The organism is Amorphus suaedae (assembly GCF_053629675.1).
In genome coordinates this window covers 1447042-1461736 of record NZ_JBRJIT010000002.1, presented here as the reverse complement: position 1 = coordinate 1461736, position 14695 = coordinate 1447042, and the positions used below count along the sequence as shown (strand labels likewise).

Below are 14695 nucleotides of genomic sequence, written 5' to 3'. Positions count from 1 at the left end.
TCGCGCGCTGGCGGGTGTGCGCCGGACCGGCCGGAGGCCGGTTCTCTCCGCCCCCGCCCCAATCTCCGCTCATTCCCGCGAAGGCGGGGATCCAGGGCCCCATGCCGCAGCATCGGAGACGGAAGCCCCCTCAGCTCCCCCGCCGCCCGCGCCCCACCGCGCGGGCCAGCATCGCCGTCACCTGCGCCTCCGACCGCCGGAAGCTCTCGGCGTCGGGCGTCGTCACCGTCATCGTCACCTGCACCGGCGCACCGCCGCCTGCCGACACGCCGAGCCGTCCGTCCGGTCCGCGCGAAAGCGGCAGGATCGCCTCCGGCCCCGCCTCGCCGGCAAGCCCGGTCCGGCCGCCGGCCAGCGGAAACGTCGTCGGCGCGCCGATCACCCCGCCGTCGGCGAACGGCAGCAGGTTGCCCGCCGTCTTCACCGCACCGGCGGCCGCCCCCGACAGCAGCGACGTGCCGAGCCCGCCGAGATCGCCGAGCAGCGTCTCGCCCAGCGGCTTCAGCGCCGCCTTCAGCACCGAGGCGGAAATGCTGCGCGCCGCCGCCGCCAGCACGCCGTCGAGGCGCTTGCCCTCGAGCACAGCCTGCTTCAGCCCGCCGACGACGGTGGTGGAGAAGCGCTCCGCGGCGCGCTCCAGGTCAGCGGAGGTGCGCGCCACCGCCGCCTCCAGCGCGGCCGCGTCGAAGCCCGCGCCGGGATCGTTGGGATCGGTCGCCATGGTCGCTCCTTCAGCGTTGGTCGTCGCGGATGATCAGGGCGCGCAGCCGGCGGGTCTCGCCCGCCGCCGCGCCGGCAGGCGGCAGCGCCGCCATCAGTTCCGGCAGGCTCATGGCCCAGAAGGCGGCCGGCGCGAGCCCGAGCCGGCCCAGCCCGAAGCGCATCGCCTCGGTCCAGGGAAACGCCACCGGACGAGGGTCTTCAGCCGTTCCGCCTTCCGCGCGAAGGCCGAACGGCGCCGAAGCGTTTCCAGGCGAAGTGGGAACCGGTTCGCCGTCCGGAAACGCGACAAGACAACGGCTCTGAGCCGTTCCGCCTTCTTCTGGAAGGCCGAACGGCTCTAGCCAGGGTCCGCGTCGTCCCCCTCCGCCTCCCCGCCGAAGGTGGCGGTCAGCAGATCGGTGACGATGGCGGCGAAGCCCGCCGCCCCGCCGTGGGTGGTCATCGATGCCACCTCGTCGTCCTCGACCGGATGGCCGGCGCCGCGCAGCCCCGCCCCGATCACCTTGACCGCGTCCCGGGCCTTCAGCCGGCCCGAGCCGAACCGTTCCGCCAGCCCGACCAGGTCGTCGGCCTGGAACGCCGCCTCCAGTTCCGCCAGCGCGCCGAGCGTCAGGCAGAGGGTGAAGCGCCGCCCGTCGAGGACGGCGGCGATCTCGCCGCGATGCCGGTTCGCCATGCTCATGCCGCCTGGAACGCGAGCTCGCCGGCCGATTCCAGCGAGATCTCGTAGGTGACCTCGCCGTCGTGGTTGCCGGCGTAGTCGAGCCCGGTCAGCTGGAACAGCCCGGAGACGGTGCCGAAATCGGGAATCACCAGCTGCCAGCTGCGGATCGCGCCGGCGAAGAAGATGGCGCGCGCCGCGGCGTCCGAGGCAGCGTCCTTGAAGATGCCGGATCCCGACAGGCTGGCGCGCCGCACGCCGGCCCCGTCGAGGAGCTCGCGCCAGCGCCCGGCCGACTCTGTGTCGGTGACGTCCACCGTGTCGGCGTTGAACGACAGCCGCCGGGCGCGCAGCCCCGCGACCGTCACGAACGACCCCGCCCCGCTCTCGTCGAGCCGGAGCACGAGGTCCCTGCCCCGCTGTGCGCCCATCTGCGCCTCCCTGTCTGGTGAATGCGTCGGTTCGTCCGGGGGTCCGGACGCGCGCGACCGCCCCGGCGCCCTCGGGCACCCGGCGATCGCGTCGATCCCTGGTCGGTCACGTCTGCCCCGGCCTCAGCCCCGGGCCTGGTTTGGTCCGCTCACGCGAGCGCGCTTTGCGCGCCGCTGCGCGGGCGCGGCCTCCGGCCGGCGCGCGGTCGCGCGCTGGCGGGTGCGGTCCGGATAGGGTCCGCATGTGTCACCCGGCCCCCGCCCAATCTCCGCTCATCCCCGCGAAAGCGGGGATCCAGGGCCACAAACCGCAGAGCCTGTTGCAGTTTCTTTGTTTCCCTCACGCCGGATGCGCTCACGCGCCCCGGCTCCGGGAGGCGGCCTGGTTTGGTCCGCTCGCCGCTGCACCGGGCGCGGCCTGACCGGCCGGCGCGCGGTCGCGCGCTGGTGGGTGGGTCCGGACAGGCACGCCGTGTGTCACGCGGCGCCCGCCTTTATCTCCGCTCATCCCCGCGAAAGCGGGGATCCATAGGGCCTCTCGGCAAACCTCAGCGGGATGACGGAATCCGCCGACCTACCCCAAACTCCGCTCATTCCAGCGACGGCTGGAATCCAGCTATGGCCGTCGATCCAGACCAGGACGCGAGCGGACGCGCGTAGCCCGCCCGCCCCAGCCTTCAGGCCGTCACGCCCCTACCTGGCGTAGTTGTAGATCGCGCAGAGGTCGGAGTTCGGCGTCGGCGTCTCGTTGCCGGTGTAGACGATCAGGCTCAGCCCGCCGTCCAGCGGCGTCAGCACGACGAAGGTCGCCGGGTTGCCCGGCATGCCGCAGAACTTGTTGCCGTTCAGGAGCTCCGGATCGGCCGGCGGCGCGAGCTTGAAGATCTCGCCCTCCACCGAGGCGCTCTGGCCGCCCCAGTTGCCCTTGGCCGAACCGGCCGGCGCGATGCCCAGCTTGGTGCCGTTCTGGAACTGGATGGTCTTCGCGGAGATCTCGATGTTGCCGGTGATCGACGTCGCCGTGTTGCTGAGCGCGTCCCACTCGCCGTCGAAATCCGCCGCCGCAGCCCCCTGCGCCAGCCCACAGGCCACCAGCGCAGCCAGCATCGTCCTCGTCTTCATCCGTCTCGCTCCCTCGGGCAATCACCGTCTCTGCCCGCACGATAGAGGGTGAATCTCCCACCGTCACGACAGGATGATGGGTGCGAAGCGCCGCGCCCCAAACTCCGCTCATCCCCGCGAAAGCGGGGATCCATAGGGCCTGCCCGCAGGTCCAGACGGAATGACGTGTCCCCAAACCCGGCCCCAACCTCCGCTCATTCCAGCGAAGGCTGGAATCCAGATCCGACCGTCGAACCGGGCCAGGACGCCAGAGGACGCGCGCGGCCCGCCGCCCCGCACCACATCCAGCCCTGCGGCCCGCAGCAAGCTCAGCACCTGGATTCCAGCCTTCGCTGGAATGAGCGGGTGTATGGCTCTCCCGCCTCTGCCACAAACTCCGCTCACTCCCGCGAAGGCGGGAGTCCAGGGCCGCACGACGAGCACCAGCGAAACCCAACTAGGCCTCCCCGTCACCCAAAGCACCGGACCGGAAAGCCCCTACTGCGCCACCTCCGTCACCGCCCGGAACCGCAACGTCGCCACCACCGACTTCCGGTCGCGCGCCTCGCGCACCGCGCGGTCGGTAAGGCGCAGCGACACCAGCCGGTGCCCCTCCAGCGACAGCGCCGCCCCGGACAATACCGCCTCGATGCGCGCGGCGATCGCCGCCGCCTCGGCGCGGCCCTGCGCCGTGGAATGGATCTCCAACGCCAGCCGGTGCTCCTTGAGCGGCGGCAGGTCGCCGTCGATCGGCCGCTCGCTCGCCTCGCCGAACGCCGCGAACGGATGCGCGGCGCCGCGCGGCGCGCGGTCGTGCACGCGCGCCCCGCCGAGCAGCCCCACCAGCTCCGCGTCGCCGACGAGGGCGGCATGAATGGCCGCCTGCAGCGCAATCCCCGCGTCCATCAGCGTCCCTCCTCTTCGGCCTCGAGCACCAGATAGCGGTCGCCCCGCCCGGCCGGCCGCGTCGCCAGCACGGCGAGCGACCGCCCGCCGAGCACCAGCCGCTGGCCGCTCGCGACCCCGTCCCGCGCGCGGATCGTCACCCGGTGCGTGGCGACGCCATCGAGGCGGCCGGAGCGGTCGCGCTCGGCCGCCGCAAGCGCCTCCACCTTCGCCCACACGGTGGCAACCGCCGCCCACACCACCGTCGCCCCGCCGGCGCCGTCGGCCGTGCTGAGCGGCGCCTCGATCCGGACGCGCCGGTCGAGCGCGCCGATGGGCAGGTCCGCGCTCATGACACCCTCGTCAGCCGGTACGGCCGGATCAGGCTGTCGACGCCCAGTCCCAGCGGCTCCGGCACGGCGGCGAGCGCCGCCTCCCGGTGGGCGAACCAGTGCGCCACCAGCATCAGCACCGCCTGGCGCAGCGGCTCGGGCACGTGGGCGGGCTCGGTGCCGTAGCCGGCGGTGATGTCGATCTCCACCTGAGAGGCCGACAGCGCCGGCCGCGCCCCCGGCAGGATGCGCAGCCGCGACGAGACGAGGTCGACCATGTAGGCGTCGGGCGGCAGCACGCTCGCGGTGCCGTCGGCGCCGCGCAGGCTCACCGCGTCGACGGACATCACCGGCGCCGGTTCCAGCCGCACGATGCCGGCCGGCCGCACGTCGTCGCGGACGATCCGCCAGCCCTGTTCCAGCAGCGCCCGGCCGGTGGCCGCCTCCACGTGCCGGCGGGCGGCGGCGATCAGGTCGACGATCGTCGCGTCCTCCTCGGCCCCGTCGACGCGCAGATGCGCTCGGGCGGCGGCCAGCGTCACCGGCTCCAGCGCGGGCGGCTCGGTCAGGATGGCTGTCATGGTCCCTCCGGAAAAAGAAGGCCCGGCTTCGGGTGAAGCCGGGCCAGGTGGCGCGGGGGAGATCGGTTGAGTTTTTGACGCTCACGCCGGTTTGGTCCGCTCGCGGCTCCGCGAGGGCGGCCTGGTTTGGTCCCCTCACGCCGATCTCGCTGCGCTCGACGGCTCCGGGAGGGCGGCCTCCGGCCGGCGCGCGGTCGCGCGCTGGTGGGTGAGGTACGGACAGGCCTGCCGTGGGTCTCCAAAGCGCCCCCCAACTCCGCTCATCCCCGCGAAGGCGGGGATCCAGGGCCAGGGGCCGCAGCTTCGGAGCGTGCCGCCTTGGACTCCCGCCTTCGCGGGAGTGAGCGGAGTGCGGTGGACATTCCTGAGCGCGGCTCAGCTCGCGCCGAACTTCAGCAGCTTGATGGCGTCGAAGTCCTGGACGCCGCCGCCGACGCGCTTGGTGGTGTAGAAGAGGATGTAGGGCTTGGCGGAATAGGGATCGCGCAGCACCCGCACCCCCATCCGGTCGACGATCAGGTAGCCGCGGCGGAAGTCGCCGAAGGCGATCGCCATGGCATCGGCCGCCATGTCCGGCATGTCCTCCGCCTCGACCACGGCGAAGTTCATCAGCGAGGCCGTCCCGCCCGGCACCGCCGGCGGCTGCCACAGATAGGTGTCGTCGCCGTCCTTCATCCGCCGCACCGCCGCCTGGGTCCGCCGGTTCATGACGAAGCTGGCGTTCTGGCGGTAGCCGGCCTTCAGCGCGTAGACGAGGTCGATGAGCACGTCGCCCGGGTCGGCGGCCGGGAACGCCGCGTCGACGCCGGTGGCGAGGTAGCCGATCTTCTCCCAGGCCCAGGCGCTCTCGGAGACGGTGGGATAGCTCAGGAACCCGGTCGGCTTCTTGTCGCCGTCGCCGGCCACGAAGGCCGCCCCCTCCTGCTCGGCGAACGCCTGGTCGATCTCCTCCGCCAGCCACTGGCCGATGTCGATCGCCGCGTCGTCGAGCAGCGTCGCGGTGGCCGCCGGCATGGCGTAGAGCTCCATGGTCGGGAACACGAGTTCCTTCAGTACCGGCGCCGCCGTCTCCGGCCGGGCGTCGGTCTCGCCGACCCAGCCCGCCGCCGGGCCGGAGGTGGCGAACGGCTTCTTGTAGCCGGTGCCGGAGATCTGCCGCACGCCGGAGATGGCGCGGATCGGCGAGATCTGCGCCAACCGGCGGCCGATCTCGCGGTCCACCTCCTCCGGCACCAGGTAGCCGGCGTCGTCGGAGGCGGCCGTCAGCGCCTTCGTCTCCAGCGCCTTCAGGTCGTGGTCGCGGCCGCCCCGCACATAGGCCTCGAACGCCGCCTTGTGCTCCAGCGTCACGCCGTTGCGGAACGCCGAAGCGTCGCCGCCGATCGCCGGGCGGCGCGCCTTCAGCACGAGCTCGTCGACGCGGGCCTTGTGGGCGTCCAGCGCCTGGTCGACCCGGTCGAGCTTCTCCAGCGTCACCACGTCGGCGCTGGAGCGCTTCTCCAGGTCACCGAGGCGGCGGTCGTTGGTCTCCTTGAAGACCTCGAACGCCCCCATGAAGTCGGAGAACGCGGCGCCGAGTTCCCCGTCGGTGGCGGCCGCCTTGGTCTCGACGGCGTGATCATGCAATCCGGTCATTCTGCTGTCCTCGCTTGGATGGAACGGGATGACGAAAGGGGCGCGTCCGCCCGGCCGCGGCCCGGATCCGGCCGCAGGGGGCGTGCGCGCAAGGGTCGATTGGGGCGCCCGGCGGTCAGCCGGAGCGGATGAGGCGGGCGGCCTGCCGGAAGCCGGCGGCGAGCCGCGCCCGGTCGGTGGCGATGGAGACCGCCGCGGCCTTCGCCGCCCGGGCCCGCGCCTCGGGCAGCATCGGGAAGGTCACGATGGAGATCTCCCAGAGGTCGACCTCCATGAGGATCCGGTGGCCGGTCGCCCGGTCGGTGCGGGCGCGCACCGTCCTGAAGCCGATGGAGAGCCCGTCCAGCACGCCCTCTCGCATCAGCGCGCGCACTTCGCGGGCCCGGGTCGTCTCGGTGGTCAGCCGGCCGCGCACGAACAGGCCGCGCGCGTCCTCGGCGATCGTCAGCCAGCGGCCGATGGGCTCCGCCGGGTCGTGCTGGTAGAGCAGCTTCACCGCCCCCGCCCCCTTGGCCGAAAGCGCCGCCGCAAACGCCCCCGGCGCCACCACGTCGCCCGACAGATCGGCCCGGCCGAACAGCGTCGCGTAGCCGGAGAACGACCCGTCCATGGACACCGTCGGTTGCGGCGCCGGGGAAAATTTCACCTCCAGCGCGGTACCGGACGGCGCAGCGAAGGCGCCCCTGTCCACCGTCGTTGCCGCCTTCGTCTCGGCCGCCTCGCGGTCACCCAGCGCATCGCGGTCGACCCCGTCCGCCCGATCCCAGGCCTTTTTCATCGGCCCACCTCCACGATGCGCGGCCCCCGGCCGGACCGGCTTCCGGACGACCGCCCGATCAGCCGCGCCACCTCCGCCACGAACTCGGCAAACACACCCCTGTGGTCGGCGGTGAGACCCGCCGAACCCTTGCTGTGCCTCTGCATGTGCTGTCTCCAGAAGAGCCCAAATCTCCGCTCATCCCCGCGAAAGCGGGGATCCAGGGCCGCAGGCCGCAGCCTCGGAGGCTGTGTCGGTTTTTCTGTTCCCCTCGCGCCGAGTGCGCTGCGCGCACCGGCTCCGGGAGGGCGGCCTGGTTTGGTCCGCTCACGCGAGCGCGCTTCGCGCGCCGCTGCACGGGGCGCGGCCTGACCGGCCGGCGCGCGGTCGCGCGCTGGTGGGTGCAGTCCGGACAGGGCTCGCGTGTGTCGCGCGGAGCGCCCTCAAACTCCGCTCATCCCCGCGGAAGCGGGGATCCAGGGCGGCAAACCGCAGCGCCTGTTGCAGTTTTATTGGTCCCCTCACGCCGGATGCGCTCCGCGCACCGGCTCCGGGTGGGCGGCCTGACCGGCCGGCGCGCGGTCGCGCGCTGGTGGGTGCAGTCCGGCGAGGCCTAGCCCACGCGCACCTGCGCCGGCCCCAGTCTCCGTTCATCCCCGCGAAAGCGGGGATCCATGGGGCCTGTCGGCAAACCTCAGCGGGATGACGGATACAAAAAGCCGACCCCCAAAACTCCGCTCATTCCAGCGAAGGCTGGAATCCAGTTGCTGAGTCTGCCGCGAGCCGGGAGCGGGAAAAGGCCCGTTGCCGCCACCCCATCCATCCTCTCACCAGGTCGCCCCGGTTTTCCGCCGTATCTGGATTCCAGCCTTCGCTGGAATGAGCGGGTGATAGGTGGTCCGGAACTGACCAACCTCCGCCACGCCGCATCTCTCCCACCAGCGCGCGACCGCGCGCCGGCCGGAGGCCGCCCTCGCGGAGCCGATGCGCGTGAGCGCATCCGGCGTGAGCCGACCAAAACCCTCCCCTAACCCCGCTCCCGGAAGATCGACGTCAGCCGGGCGATCTCGTTGACGAAGTCGTTGAACCGCCGGTTCGACGCCGCCAGCTCGCGCAGCGCCCACACCGCCAGCGCGCTCGCCGAGCTCGCCCACAGGAACAGCGCCAGGTGCGCGAGGTCGCCGCGCTCGACGACCGACTGGGTGACCGGGTCCACCTCATCCCTCCGGAGGCGCGGCATCCGCCCGGGGCGAGTAGCCGACCGCCGCCCGCTTCTCGTCCTCGCTCAGGAACGACGCCGCCTCCAGCCGCCGCCACAGCGCCTCGCGCTCGGAGGCCAGCGCCTCGATCCGGTCGGCGTCGCAGGCAAGCATCAGCCCATCGCCGAACGCCGGGCCGAGCCAGCCGCCCAGCGCCTCCAGCGTGCGCCCCACCAGCGGCAGCACCGTCTGGCGCCAGAGCGCCCGGTTGGCCTCCTGGTAGTTCGCGTAGGTGTTGTCGCCGGGGATGCCCAGCAGCATCGGCGGCACCCCGAAGGCGAGCGCGATCTCCCGCGCCGCCTGGTTCTTCGCCTCGATGAAGTCCATGTCCTTCGGGGTGAGCGCCATCGCCCGCCAGTCGAGCCCGCCCTCCAGCAGCAGCGGCCGCCCGGCGTTGCGCGCGCCCTGGTAGCCCTCCTCCAGCTCGTTCTTCAGCCGCTCGAACTGGTCGGCCGTCAGCGTGCCGTCGCCGCCGGAATAGACCAGCGCGCCGGAGGGCCGCGCCGCGTTGTCGAGCAGCGCCTTGTTCCAGGCGCCGGCGGCGTTGTGGATGTCGAGGCTCGTCTGCGCCGCCTCGATGGGCGCGAAGCCGTAGTGGTCGTTGAGCGGATGGAACAGCGTCAGGTGCAGGATCGGCGGCAGCCCCTCGCCGCCCTGGGCAAACCGCACCGAGCGGCCGCCGACGGTGTACTCGAACGCCTCCGGCCAGCCCGAGGGCCCCGGCAGCACGCGCATCCGGTCGGGCCGCAGCGCGAACAGCTCGCGCACCCGCCCCTCCACGCTGACGGCCTCCAGATAGGCGTTGCCGGCCACCAGCAGGTGCCCGTAAACGGCCTCCAGCAGCCCCGTCCCCGCCTGGCCTCCGTTCGGCCGGGCCAGCAGGTCGGTGAGCGGGTGGCGCTCGATCTCGGCCTCGCCGCGATAAAGCAGGATCGGCACGCTGGCGGCCGCCTCCGCGATCATTCGCACGCAGCGGTAGACCACTGGGTTGCGCCCGAAGCCCTCCCGGGCAAGCGCCCCGTAATCGCGCGGCGTCCACACCGGCCGGCCGAGGGTCGACACGGCGATCACCGGCCCGGTCCGCGAGGCCTTCGCCTCGGGCGCGGCCGCTCCGCCCGCCCGCCTGAAGAAGCGATCGATCAGCATGTGAGGGTCCTGTGTTGAAACGAGGAATGGTCGTGACGCAGGGTTCTCCGCCCCCCCGCCCGAATCCCCGCTCATCCCCGCGAAAGCGGGGATCCAGGGCGGCGGACCGCAGCGCCTGTCATTGTGTTGTTGATCCCCTCACGCCGGATGCGCTCCGCTCACCGGCTCCGGGAGGGCGGCCTGATTTCGGTCCGTTCACGCGAGCGAGCTTCGCTCGCCGCTGCACGGGGCGCGGCCTGACCGGCCGGCGCAGCGGCGAGCGAAGCTCGCTCGCGTGAGCGGACAAAACCAAACCCATCCCCCTCACACCCGCCGGATCGCCGGCCGGCTCTGGGGCGCAAGCATCAGCGCGGTGATTGCCCAGACCAGCGCGTCGAGCCGGTCCGGCGAGCGGCCGTTCGCGGTGCCGTCGGGCCCGAAGCCGCAGAGCTCGTCCTCCAGCTCGGGGAACGCGCCGGCATGGCGCACCCGGCCCTGGGCGTAGAGCGTCGCCACCGGCTCGGCGCGCAGCCACTTGCCCCGGTGCGCCCGCACGTTAGTCACCGGCACCGAGCCGTCGACCTGGCGCAGCACCGCCGCCACCATGTCGCCGCCCTGGTTCACCTCGGCCACCAGCGCGTCGGCCTTGAAGCGCCGGTAGGTGGCGATCGCCCGCGCCGCCCACACGTCGGGCGCCGCCGCCGACAGCGTGTCGTCGGCCAGCACGTAGCCGATGCCGTCGGCGCCGATCCCGGCCGCGACGATGCCGCACACCGAGGCCCGCCCGCCCGAGGCCGGCGGGTCCACCGCCACCACGATGCGGGTGAGCGCCGGCGCGGCGTCGACCCGCGCCCGCTCCACCGTCGCCCGGCTCCACAGCGCGTCCTCCCGGTCGGCCAGGATCTCGCCTTCCAGCTCCTGCCGGCCGAGCCGCGTGCCACGGTAGCGCCCGACCACCCGGTCGAGAAAGCCGGGCGCCAGGTTGGCGGCGTTGTCGCGGGTCGGCATCCGCGCCACGGCGGTCGCCGGCGCCTCCATCAGCCGGGTCAGAAGCGGGATCGGCCGCGGCGTCGTGGTGACCGCCTGGCGCGGCCGCTCGCCGAGGCGCAGCGCGAACTGCAGCATGTCCCACGCCTCCTCCGCCTGCCGCCACTTGGCCAGCTCGTCGGCCCAGGCGGCGCCGAACTGCGGCCCGCGCAGGCTCTCCGGATCGTCGGCAGAAAACAGCTCCGCCACCGCGCCGTTCTTCCATTCCAGCCGCCGCCGCGAGGGCTGCCAGAGCGGCCGTTCGTCGGCCGAATGCACCGACAGCAGCCCCGACACGCCCTCGATCATCACGGCGCGCGCGTCGATCAGGTTCTCGCCCACCAGCGCGATGCGGCCGACGGGGGCACGGGCGAAGCCGTCCTTGCCCAGCGCCATGCCCTTCACCCATTCGGCCCCGGCCCGCGTCTTCCCCGCGCCGCGGCCGCCGAGGATCAGCCAGACGGTCCAGTCGCCCTCCGGCGGCAGCTGCTCGTCGCGGGCGACGAACGTCCACTCGCGCGCCAGCCACGCCAGCGTCTCGTGGGGCAGTTCGGCCAGAAACTCGGCCCGCCCCTCAGGGTCGAGCCCGTCGAGCGAGGCGATCAAGGCGGCCCGCAAGGTCCTGTCTGAGGGTATCGATGTCGATCCGTTCGGCATGCGCCGCCTCTCCGCCGTCGGCCTGCGCCTTTCGGTCGAGGGCAAGCAGGATGTCCAGGGTGCGCGCCAGCGCCGCCAGCACCTTGGTGTCGCGTTCCGCGTCGTCGGTGGCGTCCGGGTCGAACCGCGCCTCGATGGCGGCGATCCGGGCCTCGAACACCCGGTACAGCCGCGCGATCATCGCCGCCCGATCCGACGGCGTCCGCCTCAGCTCCCGTCCACGCGGACGGGTCGCGAGCGGGGGTTTGGATCCCCTCACGCCGGATGCGCTTCGCGCACCGGCTCCGGGAGGGCGGCCTCCGGCCGGCGCGCCGTCGCCCGCTGGCGGGTGCTCACTCTCTCCCCTCACGCCGATCTCGCTGCGCTCGACGGCTCCGGGCGGGCGGCCTCCGGCCGGCGCGCCGTCGCGCGCTGGTGGGTGCACATCGGCAGAGTCCGGGTATGTTCCCGGCGCCTCCCCCAAACTCCGCTCATCTCCGCGAAAGCGGGGATCCAGGGCGGGTCTCTCTCCCCTCCCGCCGATCTCGCTGCGCTCGACGGCTCCGGGCGGGCGGCCTCCGGCCGGCGCGCCGTCGCGCGCTGGCGGGTGCTCACTCTCGCCCATCACGCCGATCTCGCTGCGCTCGACGCCTCCGGGTGGGCGGCCTCCGGCCGGCGCGCCGTCGCGCGCTGATGGGTGCTCATCGGCAGCGTCCAGGTATGTCCCCGACGCCTCTCCCAAACTCCGCTCATTCCAGCGGAGGCTGGAATCCAGTGCCCCGGACCGCGGCATCTGCGGCACGCAAACCTGAGCCCCGCCGGCGTCCTGGTGGCCGGGCACCCCAACCGCCCTCGCCGGCCGAAGCCGCCGGTCCCAGCCCTCCCGCAGCGCGCGGCCGCGGATGCCGGACTCCGTCATGCCGAAGCGGTCGCCGATCTCGCGCAGCGACCCCTCGCCCGCCTCGAACGCGGCGCGCGCCGCCGTCCAGTCCTGACCGAAACGGCGAGAGCGCTCGTCCATCGCGTCCTGTCCCGTGCCTGCGAAACCAAAAAAGGCGCGCCGAAGCGCGCCCGTCGAGCAATCGGAAGTGCCGGCCCTAACCTCCGCTCATCCCCGCGAAAGCGGGGATCCATAGGGAGCCCGCCGGGCATGCAAACGCATGCCAAAACGCCGCTCATTCCCGCGAAGGCGGGAATCCAGGGCCGTAAATCCGGCCTCACCCAAATGTCCTGAAACGCCGGTCCCGCGCCGCCGTCCCCCGGCCGCAACTCTCCGACGATGCCTGAACCCTACCGAACCAGCGTCACGCTGTCAAGGATTTTTTTCCTAGGATCAATTTCCTCACGCCGCCCTCGGCGTGATCCCCGCCAGCTCCGCCTCGATCGCCCGCCGCCGCTGCATCGGGTCGAAGTCGGTCTGCAGGCCGAGGAAGAACCCCTCCGACATTCCGAAGTAGCGGGCGAGGCGCAGGTCGGTGTTGCTCCGGCCTCTCCCCATCCTCCGCTCATTCCCGCGTAAGCGGGAATCCAGGGCCACCCGCTCCGGGACCCGTTGTAGAATGCCATGCACCGGTGCGGCAGCGGACCCATCCCGATGGCCTTCTACGTCTACATCCTCGCCAGCGGGCCGAACGGGACGCTCTATACCGGCATGACCGACGACCTCGCCCGCCGCATCTACGAGCACCGCGAGAAGGTCCGGCCCGGCTTCACCAGCACCTACGGGATCGCCGGGCTTGTCTGGTACGAGGTTCACGATACCCGCGAGGCGGCGTTCCTCCGCGAACGACAGATCAAGAAGTGGCGCCGCCGCTGGAAACTCGAGTTGATCGAGGCGATCAATCCCACCTGGCGCGATCTCAACGACAGCCTGCTCTGAGTCCCACGGCCCTGGATTCCCGCTTTCGCGGGAATGAGCGGAGTGTTTGACCGCCCCGCGGGACCCAAATGCTCACTCTCCGGACAACACCCGGAAACGGGCTGCCGGCCGTGACGGTGCTCGATGGAGCTCCGGCCGGGTATGCACAACCCCCAACGCGAGCGATCCAGCACGAGCGGACAATGAAACCGCCGCACCCACCAGCACCCCCAAAAAATCGAAAATCCGAAACCCTCCCCCGCGCCATCGCCGCAAAAACCACGGGACTACCGCAAATCCCGAAAATGGATTTCTTTGACAAATTCGTTTTTCTGCTTTTTTCTGGTCCAGCCATCTTTGCAGGCGAAGACGCCGCATTCCGGAGGACCACCATGAAGATTTCCCCAGTCGCGGCCGCGCTCGGCGCCGTGCTCGTTGCCAGCGCCGCCCAGGCCGATCCCATCAAGATCGGCTTCATCTCCACCTTTTCCGGTCCCGCCGCGTTTTCCGGCGACTACGCCAAGAAGGGCGTCGACCTGTTCCTCAAGGAAAACCCGGACGCCTTCGGCGACCACGAGGTCGAGATCATCGAGCGCGACGACACCGGCCCGAACCCGGAAGTCGCCAAGCGCCTGGCCCAGGAGCTGGTTGTCCAGGACGGCGTCGACGTGATCATGGGGATCCAGTGGTCCAACAACGCCTTCGCGGTGCTCGACGTCGCCAACGAGGCCGAGGTGCCGGTGGTGATCTTCAACGCCGCCACCGCCTCCATCACCGAGGCCTCGCCCTACGCGGTGCGCGTCAGCCGCACCATGTGGCAGTCGTCCTACCCGCTCGGCGCCTACGCCTACGACAAGCTCGGCCTGCGCAAGATCGCCACCGTGTTCGCCGACTACGCGCCCGGCAAGGACGCCAACCAGGCGTTCGCCGAGGGGTTCGAGAAGGCCGGCGGCGAGATCGTCGACCAGATCCCGCTGCCGTTCCCGCAGACGCCGGACTTCACGCCCTTCCTGCAGCGCATCAAGGCGTCGGGCGCCGACGGCGTCTACGCCTTCATGCCGTCGGGCCCCTACTCCACGTCGTTCGTGAAAACCTACGTGAACCTCGGCCTGAAGGACTCCGTGAAGCTGATCGGCCCCGGCGACATCGCGCCGCCGTCGGAACTCGACAAGATGGGCGAGGGCATCGAGGACGCGATCATCGCCTTCCACTACTCCGCCGCCGTGCCCGGCGACGCCAACGCCAAGTTCCTGAAGGCCTGGACCGCCGCCTATCCGGACACGCCGGTCGATGCCTTCGCCGTGCAGGCCTATGACGGCATGGCGGCGATCGCCGCCGCCATCGAGAAGACCGACGGCGACTTCGACGGCGAAAGCTTCGTCGAGGCGCTGAAGGGCTGGACCTACGACAGCGCCCGCGGCCCGATCACCATCGATCCCGAAACCCGCGACATCATCGAGAACCAGTACATCCTCACCATCGTCAAGAACGACGACGGCAAGCTGGTGGAGAAGCTCGTCGACACCCTGCCGGACGTGAAGGATCCCTGGAAGGAACTTCACTCCACGAAGTGACCGGCGCGGCGGCGGGCGGGATCGTCCGCGCCCGCCGCCCGTCCCGCGATGCGGGTCCCGCCCGGCGGCCGTCGCCGCCGATGCCGGGGCCGCGTCCGCGTCCAGGTCAGC

Annotated in this window: 18 protein-coding genes; 2 read left to right on the top strand and 16 right to left on the bottom strand. The window is 71.9% G+C overall.

Annotation, left to right across the window (positions count from 1 at the left end; genetic code table 11):
* Nucleotides 1–130: 130 nt before the first annotated feature.
* The 16 genes from AB7M35_RS20530 to AB7M35_RS20455 form a co-directional block, all read right to left on the bottom strand.
* Nucleotides 131–721, bottom strand: a complete 591-nt coding sequence (locus tag AB7M35_RS20530) for a phage tail tape measure protein (RefSeq protein ID WP_453962335.1) — start codon at nucleotides 719–721, stop codon at nucleotides 131–133.
* 10 nt (nucleotides 722–731) lie between these two features.
* Nucleotides 732–908: a phage tail assembly chaperone gene (locus AB7M35_RS20525; RefSeq protein WP_453962333.1), complete on the bottom strand. Its 177-nt coding sequence runs from the start codon at nucleotides 906–908 to the stop codon at nucleotides 732–734.
* Nucleotides 909–1060: 152 nt separating this feature from the next.
* The gene (locus tag AB7M35_RS20520; RefSeq protein ID WP_453962332.1) at nucleotides 1061–1405 is read right to left on the bottom strand and encodes a gene transfer agent family protein; all 345 of its coding nucleotides are present in this window, start codon (nucleotides 1403–1405) and stop codon (nucleotides 1061–1063) included.
* Entirely contained in the window at nucleotides 1402–1815 is a 414-nt protein-coding gene (locus tag AB7M35_RS20515) for a phage major tail protein, TP901-1 family (protein ID WP_453962331.1), read from the bottom strand. The genes AB7M35_RS20520 and AB7M35_RS20515 overlap by 4 nt, the downstream gene beginning before the upstream one ends.
* A gap of 693 nt (nucleotides 1816–2508) precedes the next feature.
* The gene (locus AB7M35_RS20510) at nucleotides 2509–2937 is read right to left on the bottom strand and encodes a hypothetical protein (RefSeq protein ID WP_453962330.1); all 429 of its coding nucleotides are present in this window, start codon (nucleotides 2935–2937) and stop codon (nucleotides 2509–2511) included.
* A 477-nt stretch (nucleotides 2938–3414) separates the two neighbouring features.
* Entirely contained in the window at nucleotides 3415–3822 is a 408-nt protein-coding gene (locus tag AB7M35_RS20505) for a DUF3168 domain-containing protein (protein ID WP_453962328.1), read from the bottom strand.
* Nucleotides 3822–4154 carry a phage head closure protein gene (locus tag AB7M35_RS20500; protein WP_453962326.1) on the bottom strand — a complete coding sequence of 111 codons (333 nt, stop codon included), beginning with the start codon at nucleotides 4152–4154 and terminating at the stop codon, nucleotides 3822–3824. Before AB7M35_RS20500 ends, AB7M35_RS20505 begins: the two co-directional genes overlap by 1 nt.
* Nucleotides 4151–4714, bottom strand: a complete 564-nt coding sequence (locus AB7M35_RS20495; RefSeq protein ID WP_453962325.1) for a head-tail connector protein — start codon at nucleotides 4712–4714, stop codon at nucleotides 4151–4153. The genes AB7M35_RS20500 and AB7M35_RS20495 overlap by 4 nt, the downstream gene beginning before the upstream one ends.
* 375 nt (nucleotides 4715–5089) lie before the next feature.
* Nucleotides 5090–6349: a phage major capsid protein gene (locus AB7M35_RS20490; RefSeq protein WP_453962324.1), complete on the bottom strand. Its 1260-nt coding sequence runs from the start codon at nucleotides 6347–6349 to the stop codon at nucleotides 5090–5092.
* A gap of 115 nt (nucleotides 6350–6464) precedes the next feature.
* Nucleotides 6465–7127 carry an HK97 family phage prohead protease gene (locus tag AB7M35_RS20485; RefSeq protein ID WP_453962322.1) on the bottom strand — a complete coding sequence of 221 codons (663 nt, stop codon included), beginning with the start codon at nucleotides 7125–7127 and terminating at the stop codon, nucleotides 6465–6467.
* Nucleotides 7124–7273, bottom strand: a complete 150-nt coding sequence (locus AB7M35_RS20480; RefSeq protein WP_453962320.1) for a hypothetical protein — start codon at nucleotides 7271–7273, stop codon at nucleotides 7124–7126. The genes AB7M35_RS20485 and AB7M35_RS20480 overlap by 4 nt, the downstream gene beginning before the upstream one ends.
* An 860-nt stretch (nucleotides 7274–8133) precedes the next feature.
* Nucleotides 8134–8322, bottom strand: a complete 189-nt coding sequence (locus AB7M35_RS20475; RefSeq protein WP_453962318.1) for a hypothetical protein — start codon at nucleotides 8320–8322, stop codon at nucleotides 8134–8136.
* 1 nt (nucleotide 8323) lies between these two features.
* Nucleotides 8324–9511 (bottom strand): phage portal protein, encoded by a 1188-nt coding sequence (locus tag AB7M35_RS20470; RefSeq protein WP_453962317.1) that lies wholly within the window; start codon nucleotides 9509–9511, stop codon nucleotides 8324–8326.
* Between the two features lie 303 nt (nucleotides 9512–9814).
* The gene (locus tag AB7M35_RS20465; protein WP_453962316.1) at nucleotides 9815–11122 is read right to left on the bottom strand and encodes a DNA-packaging protein; all 1308 of its coding nucleotides are present in this window, start codon (nucleotides 11120–11122) and stop codon (nucleotides 9815–9817) included.
* Complete coding sequence (locus tag AB7M35_RS20460; RefSeq protein WP_453962314.1) at nucleotides 11091–12173, bottom strand: hypothetical protein; 1083 nt, start codon at nucleotides 12171–12173, stop codon at nucleotides 11091–11093. Before AB7M35_RS20460 ends, AB7M35_RS20465 begins: the two co-directional genes overlap by 32 nt.
* Before the next feature lie 321 nt (nucleotides 12174–12494).
* Nucleotides 12495–12650 carry a hypothetical protein gene (locus AB7M35_RS20455; protein ID WP_453962313.1) on the bottom strand — a complete coding sequence of 52 codons (156 nt, stop codon included), beginning with the start codon at nucleotides 12648–12650 and terminating at the stop codon, nucleotides 12495–12497.
* 96 nt (nucleotides 12651–12746) lie between these two features.
* Between AB7M35_RS20455 and AB7M35_RS20450 the strand changes: the two genes are divergently transcribed.
* Together AB7M35_RS20450 and AB7M35_RS20445 are read left to right on the top strand one after the other, a co-directional pair.
* Nucleotides 12747–13031 carry a GIY-YIG nuclease family protein gene (locus tag AB7M35_RS20450; RefSeq protein WP_453962311.1) on the top strand — a complete coding sequence of 95 codons (285 nt, stop codon included), beginning with the start codon at nucleotides 12747–12749 and terminating at the stop codon, nucleotides 13029–13031.
* A gap of 371 nt (nucleotides 13032–13402) precedes the next feature.
* The gene (locus AB7M35_RS20445) at nucleotides 13403–14584 is read left to right on the top strand and encodes an ABC transporter substrate-binding protein (RefSeq protein ID WP_453962309.1); all 1182 of its coding nucleotides are present in this window, start codon (nucleotides 13403–13405) and stop codon (nucleotides 14582–14584) included.
* Nucleotides 14585–14695 lie beyond the last annotated feature (111 nt).

What these genes read in the sequence shown, in the direction of transcription:
- AB7M35_RS20530 (WP_453962335.1), bottom strand. Translation starts at nt 721, where the DNA reads ATGGCGACCGATCCCAACGATCCCGGCGCGGGCTTCGACGCGGCCGCG.
- AB7M35_RS20445 (WP_453962309.1), top strand. Translation starts at nt 13,403, where the DNA reads ATGAAGATTTCCCCAGTCGCGGCCGCGCTCGGCGCCGTGCTCGTTGCC.
- AB7M35_RS20485 (WP_453962322.1), bottom strand. Translation starts at nt 7,127, where the DNA reads ATGAAAAAGGCCTGGGATCGGGCGGACGGGGTCGACCGCGATGCGCTG.
- AB7M35_RS20460 (WP_453962314.1), bottom strand. Translation starts at nt 12,173, where the DNA reads ATGGACGAGCGCTCTCGCCGTTTCGGTCAGGACTGGACGGCGGCGCGC.
- AB7M35_RS20470 (WP_453962317.1), bottom strand. Translation starts at nt 9,511, where the DNA reads ATGCTGATCGATCGCTTCTTCAGGCGGGCGGGCGGAGCGGCCGCGCCC.
- AB7M35_RS20490 (WP_453962324.1), bottom strand. Translation starts at nt 6,349, where the DNA reads ATGACCGGATTGCATGATCACGCCGTCGAGACCAAGGCGGCCGCCACC.
- AB7M35_RS20510 (WP_453962330.1), bottom strand. Translation starts at nt 2,937, where the DNA reads ATGAAGACGAGGACGATGCTGGCTGCGCTGGTGGCCTGTGGGCTGGCG.
- AB7M35_RS20450 (WP_453962311.1), top strand. Translation starts at nt 12,747, where the DNA reads ATGGCCTTCTACGTCTACATCCTCGCCAGCGGGCCGAACGGGACGCTC.
- AB7M35_RS20500 (WP_453962326.1), bottom strand. Translation starts at nt 4,154, where the DNA reads ATGAGCGCGGACCTGCCCATCGGCGCGCTCGACCGGCGCGTCCGGATC.
- AB7M35_RS20505 (WP_453962328.1), bottom strand. Translation starts at nt 3,822, where the DNA reads ATGGACGCGGGGATTGCGCTGCAGGCGGCCATTCATGCCGCCCTCGTC.
- AB7M35_RS20520 (WP_453962332.1), bottom strand. Translation starts at nt 1,405, where the DNA reads ATGAGCATGGCGAACCGGCATCGCGGCGAGATCGCCGCCGTCCTCGAC.
- AB7M35_RS20495 (WP_453962325.1), bottom strand. Translation starts at nt 4,714, where the DNA reads ATGACAGCCATCCTGACCGAGCCGCCCGCGCTGGAGCCGGTGACGCTG.
- AB7M35_RS20515 (WP_453962331.1), bottom strand. Translation starts at nt 1,815, where the DNA reads ATGGGCGCACAGCGGGGCAGGGACCTCGTGCTCCGGCTCGACGAGAGC.
- AB7M35_RS20455 (WP_453962313.1), bottom strand. Translation starts at nt 12,650, where the DNA reads ATGGGGAGAGGCCGGAGCAACACCGACCTGCGCCTCGCCCGCTACTTC.
- AB7M35_RS20480 (WP_453962320.1), bottom strand. Translation starts at nt 7,273, where the DNA reads ATGCAGAGGCACAGCAAGGGTTCGGCGGGTCTCACCGCCGACCACAGG.